22 protein-coding genes are annotated in these 22550 nt (G+C 67.4%); 7 read left to right on the plus strand and 15 right to left on the minus strand.

Annotated features, from left to right (window positions below; translation table 11 throughout):
• Nucleotides 1–2 precede the first annotated feature (2 nt).
• The 8 genes from HZ321_RS21900 to HZ321_RS03035 form a co-directional block, all read right to left on the minus strand.
• Nucleotides 3–2333 (minus strand): RHS repeat-associated core domain-containing protein, encoded by a 2331-nt coding sequence (locus HZ321_RS21900; RefSeq protein WP_181700062.1) that lies wholly within the window; start codon nucleotides 2331–2333, stop codon nucleotides 3–5.
• Between the two features lie 92 nt (nucleotides 2334–2425).
• The gene (locus HZ321_RS03005; protein WP_181700065.1) at nucleotides 2426–3190 is read right to left on the minus strand and encodes a hypothetical protein; all 765 of its coding nucleotides are present in this window, start codon (nucleotides 3188–3190) and stop codon (nucleotides 2426–2428) included.
• A 22-nt stretch (nucleotides 3191–3212) separates the two neighbouring features.
• Nucleotides 3213–4445 (minus strand): RHS repeat-associated core domain-containing protein, encoded by a 1233-nt coding sequence (locus HZ321_RS03010; RefSeq protein ID WP_181700067.1) that lies wholly within the window; start codon nucleotides 4443–4445, stop codon nucleotides 3213–3215.
• A 38-nt stretch (nucleotides 4446–4483) separates the two neighbouring features.
• Complete coding sequence (locus HZ321_RS21605; protein ID WP_244635544.1) at nucleotides 4484–4675, minus strand: hypothetical protein; 192 nt, start codon at nucleotides 4673–4675, stop codon at nucleotides 4484–4486.
• A 438-nt stretch (nucleotides 4676–5113) separates the two neighbouring features.
• A complete protein-coding gene (locus HZ321_RS03020) occupies nucleotides 5114–6415 on the minus strand; it encodes a PQQ-dependent sugar dehydrogenase (protein ID WP_181700070.1) in 1302 nt (433 codons plus the stop codon).
• Nucleotides 6416–6516: 101 nt separating this feature from the next.
• Complete coding sequence (locus tag HZ321_RS03025) at nucleotides 6517–7158, minus strand: DedA family protein (RefSeq protein WP_181700072.1); 642 nt, start codon at nucleotides 7156–7158, stop codon at nucleotides 6517–6519.
• The gene (locus HZ321_RS03030; protein WP_181700075.1) at nucleotides 7155–7502 is read right to left on the minus strand and encodes a hypothetical protein; all 348 of its coding nucleotides are present in this window, start codon (nucleotides 7500–7502) and stop codon (nucleotides 7155–7157) included. Before HZ321_RS03030 ends, HZ321_RS03025 begins: the two co-directional genes overlap by 4 nt.
• A gap of 137 nt (nucleotides 7503–7639) precedes the next feature.
• Nucleotides 7640–9085 (minus strand): ferredoxin reductase family protein, encoded by a 1446-nt coding sequence (locus HZ321_RS03035; protein ID WP_181700077.1) that lies wholly within the window; start codon nucleotides 9083–9085, stop codon nucleotides 7640–7642.
• Nucleotides 9086–9201: 116 nt separating this feature from the next.
• Here HZ321_RS03035 and HZ321_RS21810 point away from each other — a divergent pair, with 116 nt between their 5' ends.
• The gene (locus tag HZ321_RS21810; protein ID WP_280514440.1) at nucleotides 9202–9324 is read left to right on the plus strand and encodes a hypothetical protein; all 123 of its coding nucleotides are present in this window, start codon (nucleotides 9202–9204) and stop codon (nucleotides 9322–9324) included.
• 52 nt (nucleotides 9325–9376) lie between these two features.
• On the opposite strand, the gene uxuA is transcribed toward HZ321_RS21810, so the two are convergent.
• The 4 genes from uxuA to HZ321_RS03055 all read right to left on the minus strand — a co-directional run bounded on the left by uxuA (nucleotide 9377) and on the right by HZ321_RS03055 (nucleotide 13445).
• Nucleotides 9377–10576, minus strand: a complete 1200-nt coding sequence (uxuA, locus tag HZ321_RS03040; protein WP_181700079.1) for a mannonate dehydratase — start codon at nucleotides 10574–10576, stop codon at nucleotides 9377–9379.
• Nucleotides 10577–10609: 33 nt separating this feature from the next.
• Nucleotides 10610–11887 (minus strand): TRAP transporter large permease, encoded by a 1278-nt coding sequence (locus HZ321_RS03045; protein WP_181700081.1) that lies wholly within the window; start codon nucleotides 11885–11887, stop codon nucleotides 10610–10612.
• A 1-nt stretch (nucleotide 11888) separates the two neighbouring features.
• On the minus strand, nucleotides 11889–12407 hold the full coding sequence (locus HZ321_RS03050) for a TRAP transporter small permease (protein WP_181700083.1): 519 nt from the start codon (nucleotides 12405–12407) through the stop codon (nucleotides 11889–11891).
• 63 nt (nucleotides 12408–12470) lie between these two features.
• On the minus strand, nucleotides 12471–13445 hold the full coding sequence (locus tag HZ321_RS03055; protein WP_181700084.1) for a C4-dicarboxylate TRAP transporter substrate-binding protein: 975 nt from the start codon (nucleotides 13443–13445) through the stop codon (nucleotides 12471–12473).
• 77 nt (nucleotides 13446–13522) lie between these two features.
• On the opposite strand from HZ321_RS03055, the gene HZ321_RS03060 reads away from it, so the two are divergent.
• The 3 genes from HZ321_RS03060 (at nucleotide 13523) to recQ (ending at nucleotide 18027) form a co-directional block, all read left to right on the plus strand.
• Nucleotides 13523–14233 (plus strand): GntR family transcriptional regulator, encoded by a 711-nt coding sequence (locus HZ321_RS03060; protein ID WP_181700086.1) that lies wholly within the window; start codon nucleotides 13523–13525, stop codon nucleotides 14231–14233.
• A gap of 106 nt (nucleotides 14234–14339) precedes the next feature.
• Nucleotides 14340–16115, plus strand: coding sequence for a flavin-containing monooxygenase (locus HZ321_RS03065; RefSeq protein WP_181700088.1), 1776 nt, complete (start codon nucleotides 14340–14342; stop codon nucleotides 16113–16115).
• A 73-nt stretch (nucleotides 16116–16188) separates the two neighbouring features.
• Entirely contained in the window at nucleotides 16189–18027 is a 1839-nt protein-coding gene (recQ, locus tag HZ321_RS03070; RefSeq protein ID WP_181700090.1) for a DNA helicase RecQ, read from the plus strand.
• A 10-nt stretch (nucleotides 18028–18037) separates the two neighbouring features.
• On the opposite strand, the gene HZ321_RS03075 is transcribed toward recQ, so the two are convergent.
• Nucleotides 18038–18616, minus strand: a complete 579-nt coding sequence (locus HZ321_RS03075; protein ID WP_181700092.1) for a copper chaperone PCu(A)C — start codon at nucleotides 18614–18616, stop codon at nucleotides 18038–18040.
• Nucleotides 18617–18705: 89 nt separating this feature from the next.
• Nucleotides 18706–19080, minus strand: coding sequence for a DUF2946 family protein (locus HZ321_RS03080; RefSeq protein WP_181700094.1), 375 nt, complete (start codon nucleotides 19078–19080; stop codon nucleotides 18706–18708).
• A 215-nt stretch (nucleotides 19081–19295) separates the two neighbouring features.
• On the opposite strand from HZ321_RS03080, the gene HZ321_RS03085 reads away from it, so the two are divergent.
• From HZ321_RS03085 to HZ321_RS03095, 3 genes are all read left to right on the plus strand, one after another.
• Nucleotides 19296–19667, plus strand: a complete 372-nt coding sequence (locus tag HZ321_RS03085; RefSeq protein WP_181700096.1) for a YciI family protein — start codon at nucleotides 19296–19298, stop codon at nucleotides 19665–19667.
• A complete protein-coding gene (locus HZ321_RS03090) occupies nucleotides 19664–20920 on the plus strand; it encodes an RNA polymerase sigma factor (protein ID WP_181700098.1) in 1257 nt (418 codons plus the stop codon). The genes HZ321_RS03085 and HZ321_RS03090 overlap by 4 nt, the downstream gene beginning before the upstream one ends.
• 172 nt (nucleotides 20921–21092) lie before the next feature.
• A complete protein-coding gene (locus tag HZ321_RS03095) occupies nucleotides 21093–21428 on the plus strand; it encodes a SemiSWEET family sugar transporter (RefSeq protein ID WP_342343800.1) in 336 nt (111 codons plus the stop codon).
• 6 nt (nucleotides 21429–21434) lie between these two features.
• Here the strand turns inward: HZ321_RS03095 and HZ321_RS03100 are convergent, their stop codons facing one another.
• Entirely contained in the window at nucleotides 21435–22436 is a 1002-nt protein-coding gene (locus HZ321_RS03100; protein WP_181700100.1) for an LLM class flavin-dependent oxidoreductase, read from the minus strand.
• Nucleotides 22437–22550: the final 114 nt, after the last annotated feature.

Here is a 22550-nt window from a genome sequence, read left to right on the forward strand (position 1 = left end):
TCCTACCACCAGCCTGTCCAGTTTCTAAACGCCTCCAATAACCCGCCACCCCTATTAGACTTCCCAGTGGACAAGGAGATACTGGGATCTGAACAGGAGCTGATGCAACCTTTCTTTGTGTCGACGTTGATAACCACCGTGTCAGCACGAATTTTAGTTCCCGGAGAATAGCTGCTGTTCTTTCCTTTGATAATCCCGCCATTCTGCGACAATTCAATATCTTTGCGTATTTGGCCAGCGGTACGTTCGCCGTTGCCTGCCTTCGTTTCAAAGTTGACTATCCTACCGGAAGGTAGATGTTCAGCAATTTCGTCTGCGCGTCGTCGCCCCTTTTTCGTTTGTATAGTTACCTGCGTTCCTTTAGATTCCCATTCAGGATGCCTAGAAATAAGTCCGCTAGTGAATCCTTCCGCTTTTTTTGAGTTTGCAACGTTTTGTTGCAATCGGTAAGACTTGTTCGTTGATGGCACATCGTCGTTCGCCAGCGAGTGAACATCCATAGCCAACCCTACAGATGCTGTTACTGTCGCTGGAGCGACGACGACGGCTACCGCTGCAACAGGAGATCCGACCACAGCCAAGGTGACGAGCGGATGATCACCAGGGTGGAACTCCTGGTATCCCGGCAACTCTTCGCCGTTCGGGACCGGGACGAAGTTCCCCATCGGGTCAACGTAGCTGTGCCCATTCGGATCGCTCTTGTTGACCGGATCATTGGCCGCATACGCATACCGATTCGTCCCCACGCCACTCGACCGCACGCCCGCGGCCCCGCCCTGCCCGGCCACGCCCGCGTCGATCGGGTCCCACCAGTCCGGCGTGATGAACCTCCCGAGCACCGGGTCCAGGAACCTTGCGTTGAGGTAGATCAGCCCTGTCCCCGGGCCGTCGTGGCGTTCGCCGAGGAAGGCGCGGGTTTCGCCGGTGGCGCAGGCGATGCCGGCCATGCCGCCGGTGCGCGGGTCGCCGTAGGGGCCGATCCGGTTGATCAGCGCCGTGGCGGCCGCGGCGGTGGTTTCGATGCGAACCGTCTGCAGGTGGTCGCGGTGGACGAAGCAGGTCTGGCCGCCGGAGATGCGGATGTCCGGGTGCGGGATCACCGTCAGCGTGCCCGCCGTGGACACCTCGATGCCGGCGCCGAGGAACCAGGTGGTCACCGTGGAGGCCGGCGTGGAGCCGCCCGCCGGGGTGGTCACCACTTGGCGAGCGCGGCTGCCGTCCGGGCCGTAGGTGGTGGCGGTGGTGATGCCGCCCTTGACCACGCTCACCGGCCGGTTCTCGTGGTCGTATGTGATCGTGCGGCCGAGGCCGGACGTCATGTTGCCGTTGGCGTCGTAGAGGAGCGTGGAGCCGGCCACCACCGACGGTGTGTGCGGGCGGACGGAGGCCGCGCCCTGCGCCGGGTAGGTGTAGCTGCCGACCTTGGAGTTGGTCAGCATGTTGCCCGCGGCGTCATAGGTGAAGGTCTGGTTGTCGGCCGGGGTCGCCGTGTTGGTGGCGGTCAGCAGCCGGTCCAGGTCGTCGTAGGTGTAGGTCCAGTTGTCGGCGCTGCCGGCGGAGGTGACCGCGGTGAGGATCCGCCCGGCGCCGTCGCGGCCGTAGGTGACGTCCCACAGCGTCTGCTGCGACGCGTTGCGGTGGACGATCTGGTTCGGCCAGAGCCGGGCGGGGTTGTAGGTGAAGGTGGAGTAGACGTTGTTGGCGTAGCCGATCTGCGCGGTCTGGCCGGCGGCGGTGTAGTCGATGTAGGCGATCGCGCCGGGAATGGAGCGGAGGCGGCCGGCCTGGTCGTAGGTGTAGGGGGTCGCCGCCGAGCCGGTGGTGGAGCCGTCCGGCCAGGACTGGTACTTCACCTCGCCGGAGGTGTGGGTGAACACCTGGTGGGTGCGGGTGCCGGAGAGGCCCGTCAGCGTCCAGCTCTTGCGGACGAGCGCGCCGTGGGCGCTGTAGTCGAGCGTGATCGTGCCGGCCGGCGAGGTGGTGGTGGTGAGATCGCCGAGGTTCTCGAAGCCGGGGCGCTCCTCGTCCCAGGTGTTGACCGTCCGGGCGGTGTTGGCCACCGAGGTGTCGCAGGTGGCGCCGGAGGCGGCGGTGGCCTTCACCGTGACGCGGGAGAGCGCGTCATAGGCAAAGCAGATCTTCTGGTTCTTGGCGTCGGTCTGCTGCGTCAGCCGACCGGCGTTGTCGTAGGTGAAGGTCCAGGTGCCGAGGTCCGGCTCGGTGACCGAGGTGCGCCGGCCGAGGGTGTCGTAGACCGCCGACCAGGGGTTGTTCAGGGGGTCGGTGACGGAGACCAGCCGATCGTCACGCGACCAGCCGAGCTTGGTGGACACCGTGCCGGCGGGCTCTCAACCGCTCGACCTCATGGCCGGCGCAGATGCACTTACCTGTATTTTTTATTCCAGGGTTGCCGTAGAGTACTCGCTTAGGTCGAGATCACCCCCGCCTGATTTGCAAGCCTTTTTGCCTCATCAAGACAGTCAAATTTAATAGTCAGCGCGTAACATCCGTCAATGATCTGCTGAAACTGTCCAATATTGCGGCGTTTCAGCAACTCTATGTAATCCCTGAAATTCTTCCTCTGTACATGACTGTCATTTAGGATCAGCATCGGGTAAGCGTCGTCTATAAACCCATCGAGATATCGCCTGTTCTTGATCAGCCGTCGCAACCTATCTATTTTCTCGGCCAAAGTGGGGCCGAAACCGTACTCCAAATAACCTGGGAAACAATCGACGCTGGCATCTTGCCCCCAAATTTCAAATCCGTAGTTTGGTACCTTCGGCTGGTCGAGTACTTGTATCACGTTAAAGATTGATGCCCTTCGATAATTTCTGGATGAGCATCCAAATCGTAGATAATAGTCACTTTTGCCATTCAGATCGTAGTTTATAACCTTCTCGGGCCCAAAGTTCTGATTATTTTTTACATCGGCGCCGGATATAGAAGTCAGGTCTTCTGTTTTTAAATCTCTCGACACTATATCGATTGGAATAGCCTTCTGTTGCGGTCGTAGCCGCTTCTCAGAACCATCTTCGTAATGCAGAAAGCATCTATTCATCGACAAATTGAATATCCGGGCAATATTATTCATGAGACCCAAATCAAGGGCTAAGTCAAATCTACCGTCTGGCCTATAGAATGGCACGGCAACTCGCGCATCTAACAGGCTATCTTCAAGGTCGTTCATGTTCTCGAACCCTCAATTTGGGCTACCACCAACCTGCCCATGATCCGATCGATCCAACCAACCCGGTCTTGTACCATTCCCGTGGAGCGGATTGAACCGGCACAGCTCGGCTGGATCCGGGAGGGGCGCCTGCTTGATTCCGCATCTTTGCCATCTTATTTATTTGACTCTGTTCTGTCTGACGTCCTGACTGAACTTCTCCGAGATCAATCGACTTGTCCTTAAGCTTCAGTTGTACGTCCGGCTGCTTCCGGCTAACAATTTCGTCATCCGAATTTCTGAGCCGCTGGTTGAATCGGACAGATTCGACGTTCACCGGTCCGACCTTCGCAATCATGTTCACAGCCAAGGAAACCGATGTCGCTGCATGGTATACACCTTGCGGTCCCCGTGTCTTTTGTGGGGTTCCGTAGACTTTAATCCTACCGTCAGATAGCGCTCGCGCGGCGTCCACCTCCCGCTCGCGCTGGGTTGCTACCGAGTTAACTGTAGGGCCCGCGCGTTTCGCTGATGATAACCCGCCTCCAGCCGCTTCTCCTTGAATTTTCGTGTTATCGAATAGAGGACTGACCGAGTACAGCTCGATTCCTTCTGGTGACGGATCGTAAACGTCTGGAGTGCCATCACCATCGTCATCTTCTAGATCGTCACTGAGACCGATGCCGGCATGCCCATTCGGATCGCTCTTGTTGACCGGATCATTCCCCGCATACGCGTATCGGTTCGTCCCCACCGCGCTCGACCTCACACCGGCCGCCCCGCCCTGCCCGGCCGTCCCCGCGTCGATCGGGTCCCACCAGTCCGGCGTGATGAAGCGCCCCAGCACCGGATCGAGGAACCGGGCGTTGAGGTAGATCAGGCCCGTCCCCGGGCCGTCGTGGCGTTCGCCGAGGAAGGCGCGGGTTTCGCCGGTGGCGCAGGCGATGCCGGCCATGCCGCCGGTGCGGGGGTCGCCGTAGGGGCCGATCCGGTTGATCAGCGCCGTGGCGGCCGCGGCGGTGGTCTCGATGCGGACCGTCTGCAGGTGGTCGCGGTGGACGAAGCAGGTCTGGCCGCCGGAGACGCGCACGTCCGGGTGCGGGATCACCGTCAGCGTGCGCGCCGTGGACACCTCGATGCCGGCGCCGAGGAACCAGGTGGTCACCGTGGAGGCCGGCGTGGAGCCGCCCGCCGGGGTGGTGACGACCTGCTTCACGCGGCTGCCGTCCGGGCCGTAGGTGGTGGCGGTGGTGATGCCGCCCTTGACCACGCTCACCGTCCGGTTCTCGTGGACCTCCTTCGCCTTGAGCCTTCTCACATCGACGACGTCTCCGGCGTCGCCGGAGAAGGCTCGGGGGTGATCGTGCGGCCGAGGCCGGAGGTCATGTTGCCGTTGGCGTCGTAGAGGAGCGTGGAGCCGGCCACCACCGACGGCGTGTGCGGGCGGACGGAGGCCGCGCCCTGCGCCGGGCAGGTGTAGCTGCCGACCTTGGAGTTGGTCAGCATGTTGCCCGCGGCATCAAAGCTGAAGGTCTGGTTGTCGGCCGGGGTCGCCGTGTTGGTGGCGGTCAGCAGACGGTCCAGGTCGTCGTAGGCATAGGTCCAGTTGTCCGCGCTGCCGGCGGAGGTGACGGCGGTGAGGATCCGACCGGCGCCGTCACGGCCGTAGGTGACGTCCCACAGCGTCTGCTGCGACGCGTTCTTGTGGGAGATCTGGTTGGGCCAGAGCCGGGCCGGGTTGTAGGTGAAGGTCTGGCCCTTGGCGTCGGTCTGCTGCGTCAGCCGTCCGGCCGCGCGTTATTGAGCCCCTCGGTGTTGGCCCGGCGCGGGCGCTTGCGGTTTCGGCGACGGGCTGGTTCTGTTTGCACGCGTCCAGATGACCGGGTCCGACGTCCTCCGTGACGGTCGGACAGGGCCGGCCGGGCCAGAGCGGCCCGGCGCGGCTCAGGCGCCGGTCACGCGCCAGATGACGTCGCCCACGTCGTCGGCGACCAGCAGCGATCGGTCCGGGCCGATGGCCACGCCCACGGGTCGGCCGTAGGAGGCGCGTTCGTCCGGTGTAAGGAACCCGGTGAGGATATCGCGCGGCGGTCCGGCGGGGCGCCCGTTCTCGAACGGCACGAAGATCACGCGGTAGCCGCTGAGGGTGGAGCGGTTCCAGGATCCGTGCTGGCCGATGACCATGCCGTCCGAGTAGCCCGGCAACGTGCCGGCCGGCAGCCAGCAGAGCCCGAGGGAGGCGGTGTGGCCGCCGAGGGCGTAGTCGGGCGTCAGGGCCTTGGCCACGAGCGAGGGGTCCTGCGGCACGCGGTCGTCCACGGTCCGGCCCCAGTAGCAGTAGGGCCAGCCGTAGAAGCCGCCCTCCTGCACGGAGGTCAGGTAGTCGGGCGGCGTCTCGTCGCCGATGCCGTCGCGCTCGTTGACCACGGTCCACAGCGACCCGGTGGTCGGTTCAAAGGCGAGGCCGACGGGATTGCGCAGACCGGAGGCGAAGATGCGACTGGTTCCCGTGGCAAGATCCACCTCGTAGATCGCCGCCCGCCCCTCCTCCACGGCCATGCCCTTCTCGGCGATGTTACTGAGGGATCCGACGCCGACGTAGAGCCTGGAGCCGTCGGGGCTCTTCAGGATGCTGCGGGTCCAGTGTCCGCCCGGCTTGAAGGTCGCCAGGCGGCGGCCCTGGCCTGTGACGACGTGGGTGGCGTGGTCGAACGGGAAGGCGACGAGGCCGTCGGTGTTGCCGACATAGAAGGTGTCGCCGTGGAGCGCCATGCCGAAGGGCTGGTTCAGGCCCGCAAGGAACACCTCCGACGTCTCGGCGACACCGTCGCCGTCCGCGTCGCGCAGCCGCGTGATGCGGTTGGGGCTGTCGCCGAGCGCGGCGGCCCGGCGCATGGTGGCCTCCATGGCGAGATCGAAGACCGACGAGATGCCGCCGGACACGGTGAGAGCCTCGGCGACGAGCACGTCGCCGTTCGGCAGCACCTCGATCCAGCGCGGATGCTTCAAGGCCGTCGCAAAGGCGTTGACGGTGAGACCCGGCGCCGCCACGGGCGTCTGTCCCTTCGCCCAGCCCTGCGCGGTCGGCATCTTCAGCGTCGGCAGCATGCCCTGGGATTTCGCCGGCGGGATGGTCGGCGCGGTGCCGACAGCCTGCTTCCGGATCCCGTCGCGCGCCTTGCGGACCTGAAGCACGGTCCCGCCGACGGCTGCCACCACCTGTGCGACAATGTTGGAAAAGCTCATGTTCACCTGCCCTTTCGCGGCGCACGCTAGCTGAAGCACGCGACGGATGAAACAGGTTCGGCAATGTCCGAGGACGCTCGACCCCGCCGGCTGCCCGACCGTCAGCGACCCCAGCGCCGGCCTGCCCTGGACTCGTCAGCGCCGTGCGGGGCGTGTTCCGATGAGGGCCAGGTCAGGAGCTTCCATCCGATCAAGGCCGTCACCGCCGCGGCAAGCAGGAACCACGTCACGTTGCCCAGGAGGTCGGCAAGAGCGGGGACGCTGTCGGCGAAGGCGAGACCCAGTCCCATGTAGATCGAGACCCAAACGGTCTCCCCCAGAATCCCCGAGACGGTGAAGAGAATCCACGGCATCCGGGCAGCCCCGGCGACGAGATTGACATAGGGGCCAAGGGGGCTGAGGAGCCAGCGTGTCAGGAACACGCCGATCGCACCCCAGCGGGAGGAATACGCCTCGGCCCTGGCGAGCGCAGGACCGAGTTGTAACCGGTCGGATGCAGCAGCCAGCAAGGTCCGGCCTCCCGCGCGGCCGAGCCAGTAGCCCGCCTGATCTCCAAGGATGGCTCCCGATACACCCCAGGCGAGGATGGAGGAGGAAGCAAGGTCGCCGTCGGCGGCGATCGCACCGACCGCAAGGAGCAGAAGCGACGTCGGAAAGGGTAGTCCGAAGCAGTTGACCGCAAGGATAAGGAACAGCGCCGGCGCACCGTAGGATCCCACCGCAGTCATGAGGGAGTCGATCATGGCTCCCCCTCGCCGTGTTGCCGGTCCAGTCCGGCGCGGTGCCGCTCTATGGCCTCTTCGATCGTATCGACCAGCTTGTCGGCCAATTCGCCGCGTTCGGACGCGATCTCGGAGAGCGGTCGTCGATCGCGGACGTTCTCGGGCAGTCCGGCGGCCTTGGCGACAACGCCCGGCGGCACATCATAGGACCGAGCCACCATCCCGATGGTCATCCAGGCCTCGATCGGCGCGTCGCGGTGCTGCGACCAGTAGACCGTCGACACGATCAGGCGCACGCCGAGAAAAACCGTAACCGTGGCGGCTATCGCGAACACGGCAAAGAGGATCCGTCGGCTGAGCAGCATTGATCTGATCCCCGGAACGGGGCGCTGCAGTTCAGGGCACCGCCGGCAGTTCCTGACGAAGTCGGGCGGCTCCCGAGGCGGGTAGCCGCTATTGCGTCGATTGCGCGGACCGGCGGATGCCGTCGCGGCCGTCCATCTCAGGCGAAGATCGCCAAAGCACCCGCCAGCAAGGCCACCATGCCTGCGAAGAGCATCATGAAGCGTCGGCGTACGATACGGCTGACGGGGTCATGCGCCGCGTCATAATCGAACCGCTCCATGACGATCCTGTCGGAGCCGAAGCCGCACTCGACCAGCATGGCGGCAGCCGCATCCATCAAGCCGGGTGGACCGCAGACGAAAGCGAGCACGCGCGTGCAGTCGAGGTCGGAGACGAAGGCCTTCATGGCGTCCGCAGTCATCCGGCCGCGCCGGGAACCGGCCGGCAGTTCGCCATCCTCCACCAGCGTGTCGACGCGCAGGTCGAGGCGCTGCGTCAGGTCGAGGATCTCCGCTCGGGCGATCAGGTCCTCGGCACGACGGGTCGCGTAGACAAGGCGATAGGGACGGCGGTCACCTCGCGCGGCCGCCGACCGCAAGATCGAAAGTATAGGCGCAATGCCGATACCTCCGGCGATCAGCACGAGCGCCTCCGGGTTGCCATGCTCGACGAAGCTGCCGTGCGGACCATCCACCGCTACGGCCACGCCCGGTTTCAGGGTAGCGACCCGACGAGTGCCATCGCCGGCCTCGCGGATCAGGAACCTCAGTCTCGGGAGGTCTTCAGGAGCGGAAGCGATCGAGAACGGGTTGTCCGTTAGGGTATGCCGACCGGCAAAGGCGATCCAGGCGAATTGGCCAGGGCGGAAGGCGAACCGCGCCTGTTCAGACAGGGCGGTCAGCTCTACCACGGTCGGCGACAGCCGCCTGACACCCTCGATCCTGAACCCGTGACCATAGGCTGTGCGAGGACGGACCGCATAGACGACGACGAGCGATCCAATCCCCACTGCCGCCAGCAGCAAGATCATCGTGAGGGCGGCCGGCGTGAACAGGGACTCGCCACGATGCGCCGCGTGAAGGGCAACGAGCACGACAATGAGGGTCGCCCCGAGCCCGTGTACCAGGCGCCAGATCTCGTAGCGCATGATGCGGCCGCGAAACCATTTCGCCCACGGCACCAGGACGAGAAGGAAAAGAGTCGCCGCCAATCCCGGGGCATTGCCGGGCGCTGCGAGGGAGTTGGCGAGCCGCGTCGCATAGCGTGGCAGGGAGGGCAATCCATGTTGCAGGGGGATCGCGAAGACATGAACGGCGACCAGCGCGAGAACCGCCATACCGGCCATCCGATGAAACCCCATCGTCACGTCAAGTCCAAGCCTGCCGGAGACTCTCTCGAAGCGTCCGGAAGTGACGAACTGCGCGAGCAGCATAGCCAGGGCAGCCACGCCCGCGGCGACCACCACGGCTTTGCCGATGGTAGGCCCGCCATCTGCGATCGATGCCACAGTGGGCCCGATTACGGCCACCGCGTAGAGGGCCGCGAGCAACCAGCCGGGAAGGCCGGCTGACGGCGATTGTTTGGGGTCGCCCGGTCCGTTCATGGCTGCATCTCCGGCACCCTTCATAGCAGCAAGCTGCTCGGTGCGTTTTGAGGTCAGTCAACGCCGGGACCGTCTGGTTTCAACGCGCCGGATCAACAGCGCGGAAGGGAAGCTTGATGACGAAGGCATCCATGCTCGACATCCAGGTCGCCATCGACCTCGTCGAGACCGACCACCGCTCCGGCCAACCGAAAGCCCAGATGCTGCCTTGCCCTGGGGCGTGTTTCGCCGGACGCTGAAAAGGGCGGGCGATCGCGGCAACGCGTGAGTGGTCGTCGCACTTGATGAATTCTATGCCGTACGGAGTGCCCGCTCTACGCCGCGGAGTTCGGCGAGGCCCTTCAGGCGGCCGATGGCGGGGTATCCGGGCTGGGCGCCGCGGGCGAGGTCGTCGAGGATGTCCTGGCCGTGGTCGGGGCGCATCGGGATCACCGCGTCGGTGCGGCCTTCGGCGCGGCGGCGGGCCTCCTCGCAGAGCAGGGCGGCGACGATCGCCACCATGTCGGCGTCGCCGTCCAGGTGCTCGTCCTCGTGGAAGGAGCAGGGCGTGACGGCCGCCTCCTTGCGGACGTTGCGCAGGTGGGCGAAGTGGATCCGCGGCCCCAGCCGCTCGATCATGCCGGGCAGGTCGTTGTCGTGGCGGGCGCCGAGCGAGCCGGTGCAGAGCGTCGCGCCATTCGCCGGGCTCGCAACGGCATCCAGGATGTGTCGGTAGTCGGCTTCGGTCGACATGATGCGCGGCAGGCCCATCAGCGGGAACGGGGGGTCGTCCGGGTGGCAGCAGAGCCGCAGGCCCAGCTGCTCGGCGGTCGGGACCACCTCGGTGAGGAAATCGACGAGGTGGCCGCGCAGACGGTCCGGCGAGATCGCCGCGTAACGCGCCAGTTCCGCGCGCAGGCCGTCGAGCCCGCCGGAGTCTGCGGCACCTGGCAGGCCGGCGTTGACGCTGCGCGAAAGCCGGACCTTCGCCGCGTCGGGCATCGACGCGAAACGGCGTGTAGCCTCCTCGACGATCTCGGCGGGGTAGCTCTCTGTCGCCCCCGCGCGCTGGAGGAGGTGGATGTCGAAAACGGCGAAGTCGGCGTGGTCGAAGCGCATGGTGGTGCCGCCGTGGGCGACCTTCCAAGCGAGATCGGTGCGGGTCCAGTCGAGCACGGGCATGAAGTTGTAGCAGACGACCTCGATACCGGCGGCGGCGATGGCCTCCAGCGACCGGCGGTAGGCGTCCAGATGGTCGCGCCAGTCGCCGGTCTGCGTCTTGATCGCCTCCGAAACGGGCAAGCTCTCCACCACCTCCCACTCCAGGCCGCTCGGCGCGCCGTCAGGCCGGACGCGAACCTCCGCCTGCCGACGGGCGATCTCCTCCGGCGTCCAGACATCACCGGTCGGGACGTGGTGGAGGGCCGTGACGATGCCCTCGGCACCGGCCTGCCGCGCGTCGGCAATGGTGACCTTGTCGACCGGGCCGAACCAACGCCAAGTGTGTCTCATCGAAGTCCCCTGAAGTGGAGCGGGCCGCAGCCCTCAGCCGAAGGCGAGATTGGGCAGGAAAAGCACCAGGCCCGGCAGGAAGAGCAGCGCAACGATCAGCGCGACGACGGCCGCGATGAAGGGGATGGACTCGATCGAGTATTCCTCGATGCTGACGTCCATCAGGGCGCAGACGGCGAACATCGCCGAGCCGCTCGGCCAGGTCATACCGCCGAGGGTGACGATGCTCATCATCAGGATGCCGAAGTGCACGGGGTCCATGCCGATCTGCTTGATGATCGGCACGAAGATCGGCGTCAGCAGCAGCACCATCACCGTGCTGTCGAGCGCAAGACCGGCGACCAGCAGGAACACCAGGATCAGGAAGACGATCAGGTTGGGGTCGGAGAGGCCGTCCAGCATCCAGGACGCGAGCGACTGCGGCACCTGCAGGTAGATGGTCGCGTAGCCAACCATGCCGCTCATCAGGATGATCAGCATGATCAGGCCGACGTCCGACGAGGCGTGGACGAAGCTCCGCCAGATCTTGTCGAAGGTCAGCTCGCGGTGGGCAAGCCAGCCGACGACGAGGGCGTAGACCACGGCGAAGGCCCCCACTTCCGACGGGGTGAAGACGCCGCCGCGGATCGCCAGCACCAGGGCGACCGGAAAGAGCAGCGCCCATTTGGCGTCCCATGCGGCAAGCGCCAGCGCCTTCACTGTCGGCCGCTCAGAATTCGCGACCACATAGCCACGGCGGCGGGAGATGACGTAGGTGGTCGCCATCAGCACCGCCATCATCAGCAATCCGGGGATGATGCCGGCCAGGAAGAGCCGTCCGATCGAGACGTTGCCGACGTAGCCGTAGAGGATCAGCCCGATCGACGGCGGGATCGTCGCGGTGATCAGCGAGCCGACGGCGATCGCGGCCGCGGAGAAGCCCTTGCCGTAGCCCTTGGCGACCATGGTGGGCCCGAGGATGCGCGCCTCCATCGCCGCGTCGGCGACGGCCGAGCCCGACACACCGCCCATCAGCGTGGAGAGCACGATGGCGACCTGCGCGAGGCCGCCCGACATCCAGCCGACCGCCACCAGCGACACCTTGAGCAGGCGGTCGGTGATGCCGCTCTCGTTCATCAGGTGGCCGGCCAGCACGAAGAAGGGCACCGCCAGCAGCGGGAAGCTCTGGCTCATCGAGGCGATCTTCTGCACGCCGATGGACATCGGCATGCCGGGCTCGGTCATGAAGAAGAGGAAGCCGGCGATGCCGGTGGCGAAGGCGACCGGCATGCCGATGGCCATCAGGACGACGAAGACGACGGCGATCAGCATGTCAAAGCTCCACCACGGCCGGCTCGTCGCGGTCGGCGGCGGTGCGGCTGTAGACGAGCACGCCCTCGGCGCGACGCCGCCAGGCAACGACCATGTTGTGGGCGAGCGCCACTGCGATCATCGCGCAGCCGACCGGCACGGCCACCGTTACCCAGGCGTAGGAAAGGGTGCTGTCGCCGAACTGCCGTTCGCTGTTGAGCCAGGTGAGCTTCAGGCCCTCCACCGCCAGGAAGGCGAGGAATATGAGCACCAGCGCCGAGCAGGCCATCTCCAGCCAGAACTGGCGGCGGTAGCCGAGATACTTCACGAGCACCTCCATGCCGAGGTGGGACTTCTCGCGCATCGCCCGGGCGGCGCCGAAGAAGCAGAGCCAGATGAAGAGAAGCTGGGCCATGTCGACGGACCAGGTCAGCGGATGGCCGAAGAAGCGCAGAATGGCAGCCACGAAGACCAGGCCGGTGATGACCGCCAGCAGCGCGAAGCAGACGGCCGCCTCCAGAAGCGAGAGCCGCTTCAGCATGGCTTACCTCCAACGTCGGGGGACTGGCGCGGGCCGAGGAGGCCCGCGCCCGAGAAAGGCGGCCTACTGGTTGGCGATCGCTTCCAGCTCGCCGCCGAGGTCCGAGTAGCCGAGCTTGTCATAGACGCCCTTGGTCGCTTCCTTGAAGACGGCCGTGTCGGCCTCGCTGACGGTCATGCCGGCGGCGGTGAGCTCCTGCTCGATGCGGGCGAGCGCGTCGCGGGTGCCATAGGAAGCGACGTCGCCGGCCTTGAGGGCCTCCTCGCGGAGGATCGTCTGCAGCTCGGCCGGCAGGCTGTCGAACCAAGGCGCACTGGTGACGAGGCCGGTGATCAGGTTGATGTGGCCGGTCTTGGTGACGAACTTGGTGACCTCGCTGAGCTTGGCGCCCTGCCCGGCCGGCAGCTGGGCCTCGACGGCATCGATCACCTTCTGCTCGAGGGCGGAATAGACCTCGGCAAAGGGCATCGGCGTCGGCGTCGCGCCCATGGCGGTGACGGTCTCCACCCAGACCGGCGCGCCGGGCGTGCGCATGCGGATGCCGGCGAGGTCGGCGGGCGCCTTGACCGGGACGTTGGTCCACAGGTGGCGTTCGCCCTGCCACCAGTTGAACGAGAGGACCTGATGGCCCGAGGTGTCGTGCAACTGCTTCACCCAGCCCTCGAAGAGCGGCGAGGTGACGATCTTGCGCATGCCGTCGTAGCCGGAGGCGAGGTAGGGCGCGCCGAGTACGCCGAACTCCTTCTGGAACACCGCAAGCCGTCCGCCGTCGACGACGACGGCGACCGGCGCGCCCGCACGAGCCTGCTCCAGCACGTCCTCGTCCGCGCCGAGCTGCGAGTTCGGGAAGAGCTTGACCTCGAGCGCACCCTTGGACCGCTCGGCCACCGCCGCCTGGAAGGACTCCAGCCCCTTGTAGAGCGGGTCTGTGGTGGTCAGCGCCGTGTTGATGCTCAGGGTGTAGTCAGCGGCAAGTGTCGGACCGGCGACCAGCATGGCCCCGAGCGCAAAAATCGTCTTGAGCGACTGCAGTTTCATGGTTTCCTCCCGGAACGCGGCATTCTCCCCCGACGCCGCTTCCCTGAAGACTAGTATGGTAGTATATGACTGTCAACATGAGCCAACCCGAACCGCTTCGCGCGCTTGACGACGACCATCCGCAAAGCCGGCGGGTGACGGTCAGCGGGCGCGTCTTCGACGTCGTCCGCGAGGCCATCGTGCAGCTGCGGTTCGGACCGGGAAACCCGCTGTCGGAGGCCGACGTTGCCCGTCAGCTCGGCGTGTCCCGCCAGCCGGTCCGCGAGGCCTTCATCAAGCTCGCCGAGGTCGGGCTGGTGGAGATCCGGCCGCAGCGGGGCACCTTCGTCCGGATGATCTCCGTGCGCGAGGTCGCCAACGCGCGCTTCATCCGCGAGGCGATCGAGGTGGCGATCGTGCGCAAGGCCGCGACCGAGGCCTCCGAGCCGCATCTCGCTGTGCTCGACGACATCATCGCCGGCCAGCGCAAGTCGGCCGAACGGGCCGACCATGCCGGGTTCCTGCGGCTCGACGAGGCCTTCCACCAGGCGCTCGCGCATGCGGCCGACTGCGATGATGCCTGGCGTGTGCTGGAAGGGCTGAAGGCGCAGATGGACAGGGTCCGCTACCTCTCGCTGCCGGAGGCGACCCCGATCGACGTGCTGATCGACCAGCACGCGCAGATCCTCGCCGGCGTTCGCGCTCGGGCGCCGGAAAAGGCCGAGGCCGCGATGCGCCAGCATCTCTCGGAGATCCTCCTGTCGTTGCCGCGCCTCGCCGAGAAGCACCCGGCCTTCTTCACGGCCTGATGCCCACCGCACCGATTCCCAGGGGCTGTCCGGCGTGCCACACTCGCCGCCCTGGATCGGCCAGCCCCCGAGAACAGCGGGCAGCCGAGGTGGAGGGAAGAGATCGATGACCGCGCCGTCCGATGCCGAAACCGTGCGCCTGTTCCTGGAACGGCTGGAGCGCGCGCTGAACGACCGCGACCCGGCGGCCGCGGCGGCGCTGTTCGCCGAGCGCTCGTTCTGGCGGGACCTCGTCGCCTTCACCTGGACGATCTCCACCCAGGAAGGCCGGCCCGCCATCGCGGCGATGCTGGCGTCCCAGCTGCCGACCGTCGCACCGGTGCGCTTCTCCGCCGAGGGCGCGCCGACGCGGACCGACGACGGGACCGTCGAGGCGTGGTTCACCTTCGAGACGCGGCAGGCGCGCGGGCGCGGGCACCTCCGCCTCAAGGACGGGCTCGGCTTCACCCTCCTCACCGCCATCACCGAACTGATCGGCTTCGAGGAGAAGCGTGGCCGGACGCGGCCGTTCGGCACCGTGCACGGCCCGGTACGCGGCACCACCAACTGGATCCAGCAGAAGGAGGCGGCGTCGGCGGCGCTCGGGCGCACCACGCAGCCCTATGTGGTCGTCGTCGGCGGCGGACAGGCCGGGATCGTGCTCGGCGCGCGGCTCAGGCAGCTCGGCGTGCCGCACGTCGTCGTGGAGAAGACCGCCCGTCCCGGCGACACCTGGCGCAACCGCTACGACAGCCTCGTTCTGCACGACCCCATCTGGTACGACCACCTGCCCTACATCCCGTTCCCCGACACCTTTCCGGTGTTCACGCCGAAGGACCAGATCGCCGACTGGCTAGAGATGTACGCCAAGGTGATGGAGGTGGAGTTCTGGGGCTCTACCGAATGCCTCAAGGCTAGCTACGACGCGGAAGCCCGGGAGTGGGCCGTCCGGGTCCGCCGATCGGGCGAGGAGATCGTGCTTCGGCCGCAGCAGCTGGTCTTCGCCACCGGCTCCTACGGCCCGCCGAAGGAGATCGACCTGCCCGGCAAGGCGTTGTTCGAAGGCCTCCTGTACCACTCCGCGCACCACAAGACCGCGGCCGGGCACGCCGGCAAGCGGGTGGTCGTCGTCGGCGCGAACACCTCGGCGCACGACATCGCCGCCGATTTCTGCGAGCACGGCGCCGACGTCACGATGATCCAGCGCTCGCCGACCACCGTCGTCCGGTCGGAGACGCTGCTGGACGTCGCCTTCGAGGGGCTCTACTCGGAGAACGCGCTCGCCCGCGGCATCACCACCGACATCGCCGACCTCACCTTCGCCTCCGTCCCCTTCCGCCTGATGCCCGAGGGCCAGCTGAAGCTCTACGAGACGATCCGGCCGCGGGACGCGGCGCTGATCGCTCGGCTGGAGAAGGCGGGCTTCCGCACCGACTACGGCGAGGACGGCACCGGCCACATGATGAAGGCGCTGCGCACCGGGTCCGGCTTCTACCTCGACGTCGGCGCCTCGGAGCTGATCGCGCGCGGCGACATCAAGGTCCGCAGCGGCGTCGAGCCGACCGGCCTCACCGCGCGATCGGTCATCCTTTCCGACGGTAGCGAGGTGGCGGCCGACGTGATCGTCTTTGCCACCGGCTTCAAGCCGATGAACGCCTGGGTCGCCGATCTCGTCTCGCAGGACGCGGCGGACCTGATCGGGCCCAACTGGGGCTACGGCTCCGGCACCAAGGGCGATCCCGGCCCCTGGCTCGGGGAACTCCGCAACATGTGGAAGCCGCTCCGGCATGAGGCGTTGTGGTTCCACGGCGGCAACCTTCACCTCAACCGCTTCCACTCGCTGCACGTCGCCCTGCAGCTGAAAGCGCGGATGGAGGGCCTGCCGACACCCGTCTACGGATGACGGCGACGGGTGGCGGATCAGGCCGGGGCGGGCTATAGCTCGCGCCGACCTCCGCTTCGCACATCCGGGCCCCATGTCGCAGACCGACACCGCCGCGCCGCTCGATCCGCGCGCCGTCCTGAAATCCGTGTTCGGATTCCCGAGCTTCCGCCCGCAGCAGGAGGACGTGATCGACCACGTCACCGGCGGGGGCGACGCGCTGGTGCTGTTTCCAACCGGCAAGGGGAAGTCGCTCTGCTTCCAGATCCCGGCGATCGCCCGGCCGGGCGTCGGCATCGTGGTCTCGCCGCTGGTCGCGCTGATGCATGACCAGGTCGCCACCCTCCGGCAGGCCGGCGTCAAGGCGGCGGCGCTCAATGCCGGCGTCGCGTTCGACGACGCGCGCGCCATCCGCGACGACGCCCGCGCCGGTCGCCTGGACCTCCTCTACGTCACGCCGGAGCGGCTGGTGACGCCGCAGTTCCTGGACTTCCTGTCTGAGGTACCGATCGCGCTGATCGCCATCGACGAGGCGCACTGCGTCAGCCAGTGGGGACACGACTTCCGGCCGGAATACGCCGGGCTCGGGATCCTCGCGGATCGCTTCCCCGGCGTCCCGCGCATCGCGCTCACCGCCACCGCCGACCGCCGCACGCGCGAGGATATCCTCCGCTCGCTCCGGCTCGACGACGCGCGGGTCTTCTCGTCCAGCTTCGACCGGCCCAACATCAGCTACACCATCGTGGAGCGGGACGAGCCGAAGCGCCAGCTGCTCGGCTTCCTCTCCCGGCACAAGGGCAACAGCGGCATCGTCTATTGCCTCAGCCGCAAGTCGGTAGAGGCGACCGCGGAGTGGCTGAACGGCAAGGGCGTGCGCGCCCTGCCCTACCACGCGGGCCTCGACCGGGCGATCCGCGACGCCAACCAGGACGCCTTCCTCAAGGAGGAGAACCTCTGCCTGGTCGCCACCGTCGCCTTCGGCATGGGCATCGACAAGCCCGACGTCCGCTTCGTCGCGCACCTCGACATCCCCTCCTCCATCGAGGCCTACTACCAGGAGACCGGGCGCGCGGGCCGCGACGGTCTGCCCTCTGAGGCCTGGATGACCTTCGGCATGTCGGACGTGGTCCAACGCCGCCGGATGATCGAGGAGGGACAGGCGCCGGAGGCGGTGAAGCGTATCGAGCGCGGCAAGCTGGAGGCGCTGATCGCCGTCTGCGAGACATGCGACTGCCGGCGCCAGGCGATCCTGCGCCATTTCGGCGAGGAACATCCCGGTAACTGCATGAACTGCGACACCTGCCTCAACCCCGTCGCCCAGTGGGACGGGACGGAGGCGGCGCAGAAGCTGCTGTCGGCGATCGCGCGGACCGGCCAGCGGTTCGGCGGCGGCCACGTCATCGACGTGCTCCGTGGCCAGCGGACCGACAAGGTCGCGCAGTTCCGGCACGACGAGATCAAGACCTTCGGCGTCGGTGCCGACCTCGACGCCCGGGCCTGGGGGTCGGTGCTGCGCCAGCTCGTCTCGGCCGGTGCGATCGGCGTCGACCACGAGGCTTACGGCGCGCTGACTTTGCTGGAACCAGCCCGCGCCATCCTGAAGGGCGAGGAGACGGTCACGCTGCGCAAGGCGGCCCCCGCCGCCCCGCGCCGCCGGGGCCAGCGCAGCGGCCCGCCGGACACTGTCGACGCGTCGTCGCCGGACGCGGCGCTGTTCCAGGCCCTCCGCGCCTGCCGAACCGCGCTCGCCAGGGACCAGGGCGTGCCGCCCTACATCGTGTTCGGCGACGCAACCCTCTGGGGCATGGTGGCCGCGAAGCCCCGAACCGTCGACGAGATGGCGGCGGTCAGCGGCGTCGGGGCTGAGAAACTCCGCCGCTACGGCGCCGCCTTCCTCGAGGTCGTCCGGGACTGGGTCCGCGACAACGGCTAGCCCGAACCGGTCAGCCGGCGTGGTCGTGGCCGTCCTTGCCGTGCTCGGCGGGGGCCGCACCGTGGCCGCCGTGGTCGTCCTTCTTGCCGGCGCCGGCAGCGACGGCCTCGACTGCGAACTCCACGTCGACGGTGCCGGCCTTCTCGAAGGTCAGCGTGCCCTTGACGCGCTCGCCTTCCTTCAAGCCCGCCTTCAGGTCCAGGAACATGAGGTGGAAGGAGCCGGGCTTCAGCGCAACCTCGCCGCCGGCCGGGATTTCGATGCCCTCGGGAAGCGGGCGCATGCGCATGACGTCGCCTTCCATCGCCATCTCGTGGATCTCCACGCGGCCGGCGAAGGTGGCGGTACCGGAGACGAGGCGGTCCGGTTCCGTGCCGGTGTTGACGATGGTGGTGAAGCCGCCGGCGACCTTGGCGCCTTCCGGCGTCGCACGGGCCCAGGGGTGCTTCAGCTCCAGGGTGCCGACCTTGACGCTGTGCGCGGAGGCGGCGGCGGCGATCGCCAGGAAGACGGCGAGGGCGAGTGCGAGAAGGCCGATGGTCTCCTCGATTCCGGAGGGGCGGAGGAGGCGGGAAAGCTTGTTGGTCATGATGGTCGTTCCGAAACATGCCGGACGCGAGGCCTTGGCCGGTCCAGCGGACTGATGATCGTGGGATCGCAGCCTTTGGCTGCGGTTCATCAGGCTTCGGCGGGAGGAGCGCGCGGATTCAGAGGTCCGCGCGCCGGGGGCCGGCGCGGTGCGGCTTCGGAAGGCCCATCGGCGGTCGCCAGCGCCACCCGGACGGGTGGCAGCGGAGCCGCCGCGCCACCCGGCGGATGGGCCGGCGGCGTGGAGGCCGCGCAGAGTATGCAGCAGAGTGCGCCGTGCGCCGCGTGGCCGGCGTCCCCGGTCTGCGAGACGCCGTCGTCCAACCCTTCGCAGATCACGAAGGGGTCGCCCGCCAGCATGCGTGCCTCGGCGGCCTGGAGCGGCGCCAGGATCTGCAGGACGAGCGCATAGGCGGCGAAGATCGCCACCCAGATCCGTCCAGCCGATGTCAGCGTCCGCGTCATGCCCGCTCCTTCGACGCTTGGCTAGCATGCCGGGTGCCGCCCGTGAAGATCGGGCAGCACCGGATCCGGGGCGTCACCCTGTCGCCGCAACGGTCCCGATCGGCGAGAACAGCAATTGCCGCCTCGCCGCGACGGGAGGAAGAATATCCGTGCGGACTGTCGGACATAGCCGGCGCCGATCGTCTTCCATCCGAGGCTTCGAGGACCCACCCCCCATGCTCTACGCCATTCTCTGCTACGACAGCGAAGACGTCGTCGGCTCCTGGACCAAGGAGGAGGACGACGCCGTTCTCGCCAAGCTCCACGTGGTCCACGAGAAGATCGCTGCCGAAGGCCGGCTCGGACCGGTGGTGCGGCTGCTGCCGACCACGGCGGCGACCACCATCCGCAAGGGCGCGGATCCGCTGGTGCTCGACGGTCCGTTCGCGGAGACCAAGGAGCAGCTGCTCGGCTTCTACGTGGTGGAATGCGCCTCGCTCGACCAGGCGATCGAAACCGCCAAGGATCTGGCGCGGGCCAGCAGTTCGGCCGGATCCTACGAACTCCGGCCGCTCTCCATCTTCGATCCGGGAGGGCTCAAGGGATGACCGATCTCGCCTGGATCGACGCCGCCCTGATCGGCGCGCGTCCGCAGGCGCTCGGGGCGCTTCTGCGCTACTTCCGCGACCTCGACACCGCGGAGGAGGCCTACCAGAACGCCTGCCTGCGCGCACTGAAGTCTTGGCCGGAGAAGGGGCCGCCGCGCGACCCGGCGGCATGGCTGATCCTTGTCGGGCGCAACGCCGCGCTCGACCACACCCGCCGGCTGAAGCGCGAGGAGGCGCTGCCGGACGAGACGCTCGTCTCCGATCTTTCCGACGCGGAGGCCGACATGGCCGAGCGGCTGGACGGCGCGCACTATCGCGACGACGTGCTCCGGCTGATGTTCGTCTGCTGCCATCCCGAGCTTCCGGTCACGCAGCAGATCGCGCTGGCGCTTCGGATCGTCAGCGGCCTTTCGGTGCGCCAGATCGCCCGCGCCTTCCTGGTCGGGGAGAGCGCGATGGAACAGCGGATCACCCGGGCCAAGGCGCGGATCGCGGCCTCCGGCCTGCCCTTCGAGGCGCCGGGGGCGGCGGACCGGGCAGAGCGGCTCGGCGTCGTGGCGGCGATGATCTACCTGGTCTTCAACGAAGGGTATTCTGCGGTCGGCACCGAAGCCGCAGCGCGGGCACCGCTCTGCGAGGAGGCGATCCGGCTCGCCCGGCTGCTGCTGCGGCTGTTTCCGGCCGAACCGGAGGTGCTGGGACTGACCGCGCTCCTTCTGCTGCAGCACGCGCGCGCCGCCGCCCGCATCGACGCCAACGGCGAGTTCGTCCTCTTGGAGGACCAGGACCGGAGCCGCTGGAACCCCAGGCTGATCGCGGAGGGGCTGGCGCTGGTCGACAAGGCGCTTCGACACCGGCGGCCCGGTCCTTACCAGATCCAGGCCGCCATCGCGGCGCTGCATGCGCGCGCCAGACAGGCCGCCGACACCGACTGGCTGGAGATCGAGGTGCTCTACGCCCTGCTTGAAACCGTCCAGCCGTCGCCGGTGGTGACGCTCAACCGGTCCGTCGCGGTCTCAAAGACCCGGGGGCCGGACGCTGCGCTGGCGATGATCGAGCCGCTCGCCGTGCAGCTCTCCGGCTATTTCTACTATCACGGCGCGCGGGGGGCCTATCTCCTGCAGTTGGGGCGTCTCGGTGAGGCGCGCATCGCCTTCGACCGGGCGATCGCGCTCGCCCATTCCCCGCGCGAGGCGGCGCATATCCGCCAGCATCTCGATCGTCTGGAGCAGGATTCCGTGGCGGGCGGCTGACGCCCCGCGCGCTTTCGTCTTCTGATCCTGGATCCACGGCCGGCCGGAACCTTCGCGTGCAGCGGCGGTTGGCATGCCGGGCCGCCCCGCGGCCTGGCGCGTCCGGAAGCACCGAGCGCGGAGACCCGGCCCGCCGTCGTGCGGACCGCCCTTCCGACAAGGACCTGGCTTCGTGGGCGATCTTCCCTGGATGAGCGTATTCGGCTGGATCGCCAGCGTCTGCTCCATGATCAGCTTCGTTCCGCAAGCCTGGAAAGTGGTCAGGAGCGGCGACGTGGAGAGCCTTTCGCTGCGCATGTACGCCGTAACCGTGACCGGCTTTCTGTTCTGGACGCTCTACGGTCTTTCCTCGGGCGAGGCACCGATCATCGTCACCAATGCGGTCTGCCTCGTCCTCTCCGGCTTCATCCTCCTGATGAAGACCCTGCCGGAGGCGCGGCGGATGGCGGTCGCCCGCTGGATCACCCGTGCGCTCGGCCGCAGCGGGCCCGACGCGTCGCCACGCTGACCGCGTTCAGGCGGCGATCGCCAGTTCCGCGCCCGCCTCCGCAACGATCCGGTAGGACTTCAGCCGCGCCTGATGGTCGAAGATGTGTCCGACGATCATCAGTTCGTCCGCGCCGGTCGCCGCGATGAACCGGGCGAGCCCGTCACGGATGGTTGAGGGAGACCCCACCACCGTGCAGGAGAGCGTCTGCTCCAGCATGGCGCGTTCGGCCGGGCCCAGCGTTGCCTCGTAGCCTTCCACGGGCGGGGGCAGCGGTCCGGGCCGGCCCGTCCGCAGGCTGACGAAGGACTGCAGCGCGGAGGTGCGGATCAGGCGTGCCTCCTCGTCGGTGTCGGCGGCGAAGGCGTTGAGCCCGACCATCGCGTGGGGCTTGTCCAGGTATCGCGACGGGCGGAAGCCGTTGCGGTAGACCGCCAGCGCCTGTCGCATCGCCGCCGGGGCGAAATGCGAGGCGAAGGCGTAGGGAAGGCCGAGCAGCGCGGCCAGTTGCGCGCCGAACAGACTGGAGCCGAGGATCCAGACCGGAACGTTGGTCCCGGTGCCGGGCACGGCGTGCACCGTCTGGCCCGGCAGCGGGTCGCCGAGGTAGGCGAGCAGTTCCACCACGTCCTGCGGAAACCCGTCGGCGTCGCTGTCGAGGTTGCGCCGCAAGGCGCGCGCGGTGGTCTGGTCGGTGCCGGGGGCGCGGCCGAGGCCGAGGTCGATGCGGCCGGGGAACAAGGTCGCCAGCGTGCCGAACTGCTCGGCGACCACCAGCGGGGCGTGGTTTGGCAGCATGATGCCGCCCGCGCCGACCCGGATGGTGCGGGTGCCGGCCGCAACGTGGCCGATCACCACCGCCGTCGCGGCGCTGGCGATGCCCGGCATGTTGTGGTGCTCGGCCAGCCAGAAGCGCCGGTAGCCAAGCGTCTCGGCGTGGCGGGCGAGATCCAGCGAATTGGCGAGCGCGTCGGCGGCGGAGCCGCCTTCGGTGATCGGCGAGAGGTCGAGGACGGAAAGTGTTGTCATCGGTCCAATATGGGCCCGGTCGCGCGCGGAAGCCAATCACCCGGCATCACGAATAGGCGACGTTCCGCCCGCGCCGGCATGGAACGCTTCGCCGATCTGCGCACTTGCATTCAG

The sequence above is a fragment of the Chthonobacter albigriseus genome (genome assembly GCF_013839445.1).
Classification (GTDB): domain Bacteria; phylum Pseudomonadota; class Alphaproteobacteria; order Rhizobiales; family Pleomorphomonadaceae; genus Chthonobacter; species Chthonobacter albigriseus.

What these genes read in the sequence shown, in the direction of transcription:
- HZ321_RS03050 (WP_181700083.1), bottom strand. Translation starts at nt 12,407, where the DNA reads ATGCTGAAGCGGCTCTCGCTTCTGGAGGCGGCCGTCTGCTTCGCGCTG.
- HZ321_RS03075 (WP_181700092.1), bottom strand. Translation starts at nt 18,616, where the DNA reads ATGACCAACAAGCTTTCCCGCCTCCTCCGCCCCTCCGGAATCGAGGAG.
- HZ321_RS03025 (WP_181700072.1), bottom strand. Translation starts at nt 7,158, where the DNA reads ATGATCGACTCCCTCATGACTGCGGTGGGATCCTACGGTGCGCCGGCG.
- HZ321_RS03060 (WP_181700086.1), top strand. Translation starts at nt 13,523, where the DNA reads ATGAGCCAACCCGAACCGCTTCGCGCGCTTGACGACGACCATCCGCAA.
- HZ321_RS03055 (WP_181700084.1), bottom strand. Translation starts at nt 13,445, where the DNA reads ATGAAACTGCAGTCGCTCAAGACGATTTTTGCGCTCGGGGCCATGCTG.
- HZ321_RS03020 (WP_181700070.1), bottom strand. Translation starts at nt 6,415, where the DNA reads ATGAGCTTTTCCAACATTGTCGCACAGGTGGTGGCAGCCGTCGGCGGG.
- HZ321_RS03065 (WP_181700088.1), top strand. Translation starts at nt 14,340, where the DNA reads ATGACCGCGCCGTCCGATGCCGAAACCGTGCGCCTGTTCCTGGAACGG.
- recQ (WP_181700090.1), top strand. Translation starts at nt 16,189, where the DNA reads ATGTCGCAGACCGACACCGCCGCGCCGCTCGATCCGCGCGCCGTCCTG.
- HZ321_RS03035 (WP_181700077.1), bottom strand. Translation starts at nt 9,085, where the DNA reads ATGAACGGACCGGGCGACCCCAAACAATCGCCGTCAGCCGGCCTTCCC.
- HZ321_RS03100 (WP_181700100.1), bottom strand. Translation starts at nt 22,436, where the DNA reads ATGACAACACTTTCCGTCCTCGACCTCTCGCCGATCACCGAAGGCGGC.
- HZ321_RS03085 (WP_181700096.1), top strand. Translation starts at nt 19,296, where the DNA reads ATGCTCTACGCCATTCTCTGCTACGACAGCGAAGACGTCGTCGGCTCC.
- HZ321_RS03080 (WP_181700094.1), bottom strand. Translation starts at nt 19,080, where the DNA reads ATGACGCGGACGCTGACATCGGCTGGACGGATCTGGGTGGCGATCTTC.
- HZ321_RS21810 (WP_280514440.1), top strand. Translation starts at nt 9,202, where the DNA reads ATGACGAAGGCATCCATGCTCGACATCCAGGTCGCCATCGACCTCGTC.
- HZ321_RS03030 (WP_181700075.1), bottom strand. Translation starts at nt 7,502, where the DNA reads ATGCTGCTCAGCCGACGGATCCTCTTTGCCGTGTTCGCGATAGCCGCC.
- uxuA (WP_181700079.1), bottom strand. Translation starts at nt 10,576, where the DNA reads ATGAGACACACTTGGCGTTGGTTCGGCCCGGTCGACAAGGTCACCATT.
- HZ321_RS03005 (WP_181700065.1), bottom strand. Translation starts at nt 3,190, where the DNA reads ATGAACGACCTTGAAGATAGCCTGTTAGATGCGCGAGTTGCCGTGCCA.
- HZ321_RS03045 (WP_181700081.1), bottom strand. Translation starts at nt 11,887, where the DNA reads ATGCTGATCGCCGTCGTCTTCGTCGTCCTGATGGCCATCGGCATGCCG.
- HZ321_RS03090 (WP_181700098.1), top strand. Translation starts at nt 19,664, where the DNA reads ATGACCGATCTCGCCTGGATCGACGCCGCCCTGATCGGCGCGCGTCCG.
- HZ321_RS21605 (WP_244635544.1), bottom strand. Translation starts at nt 4,675, where the DNA reads ATGCTGACCAACTCCAAGGTCGGCAGCTACACCTGCCCGGCGCAGGGC.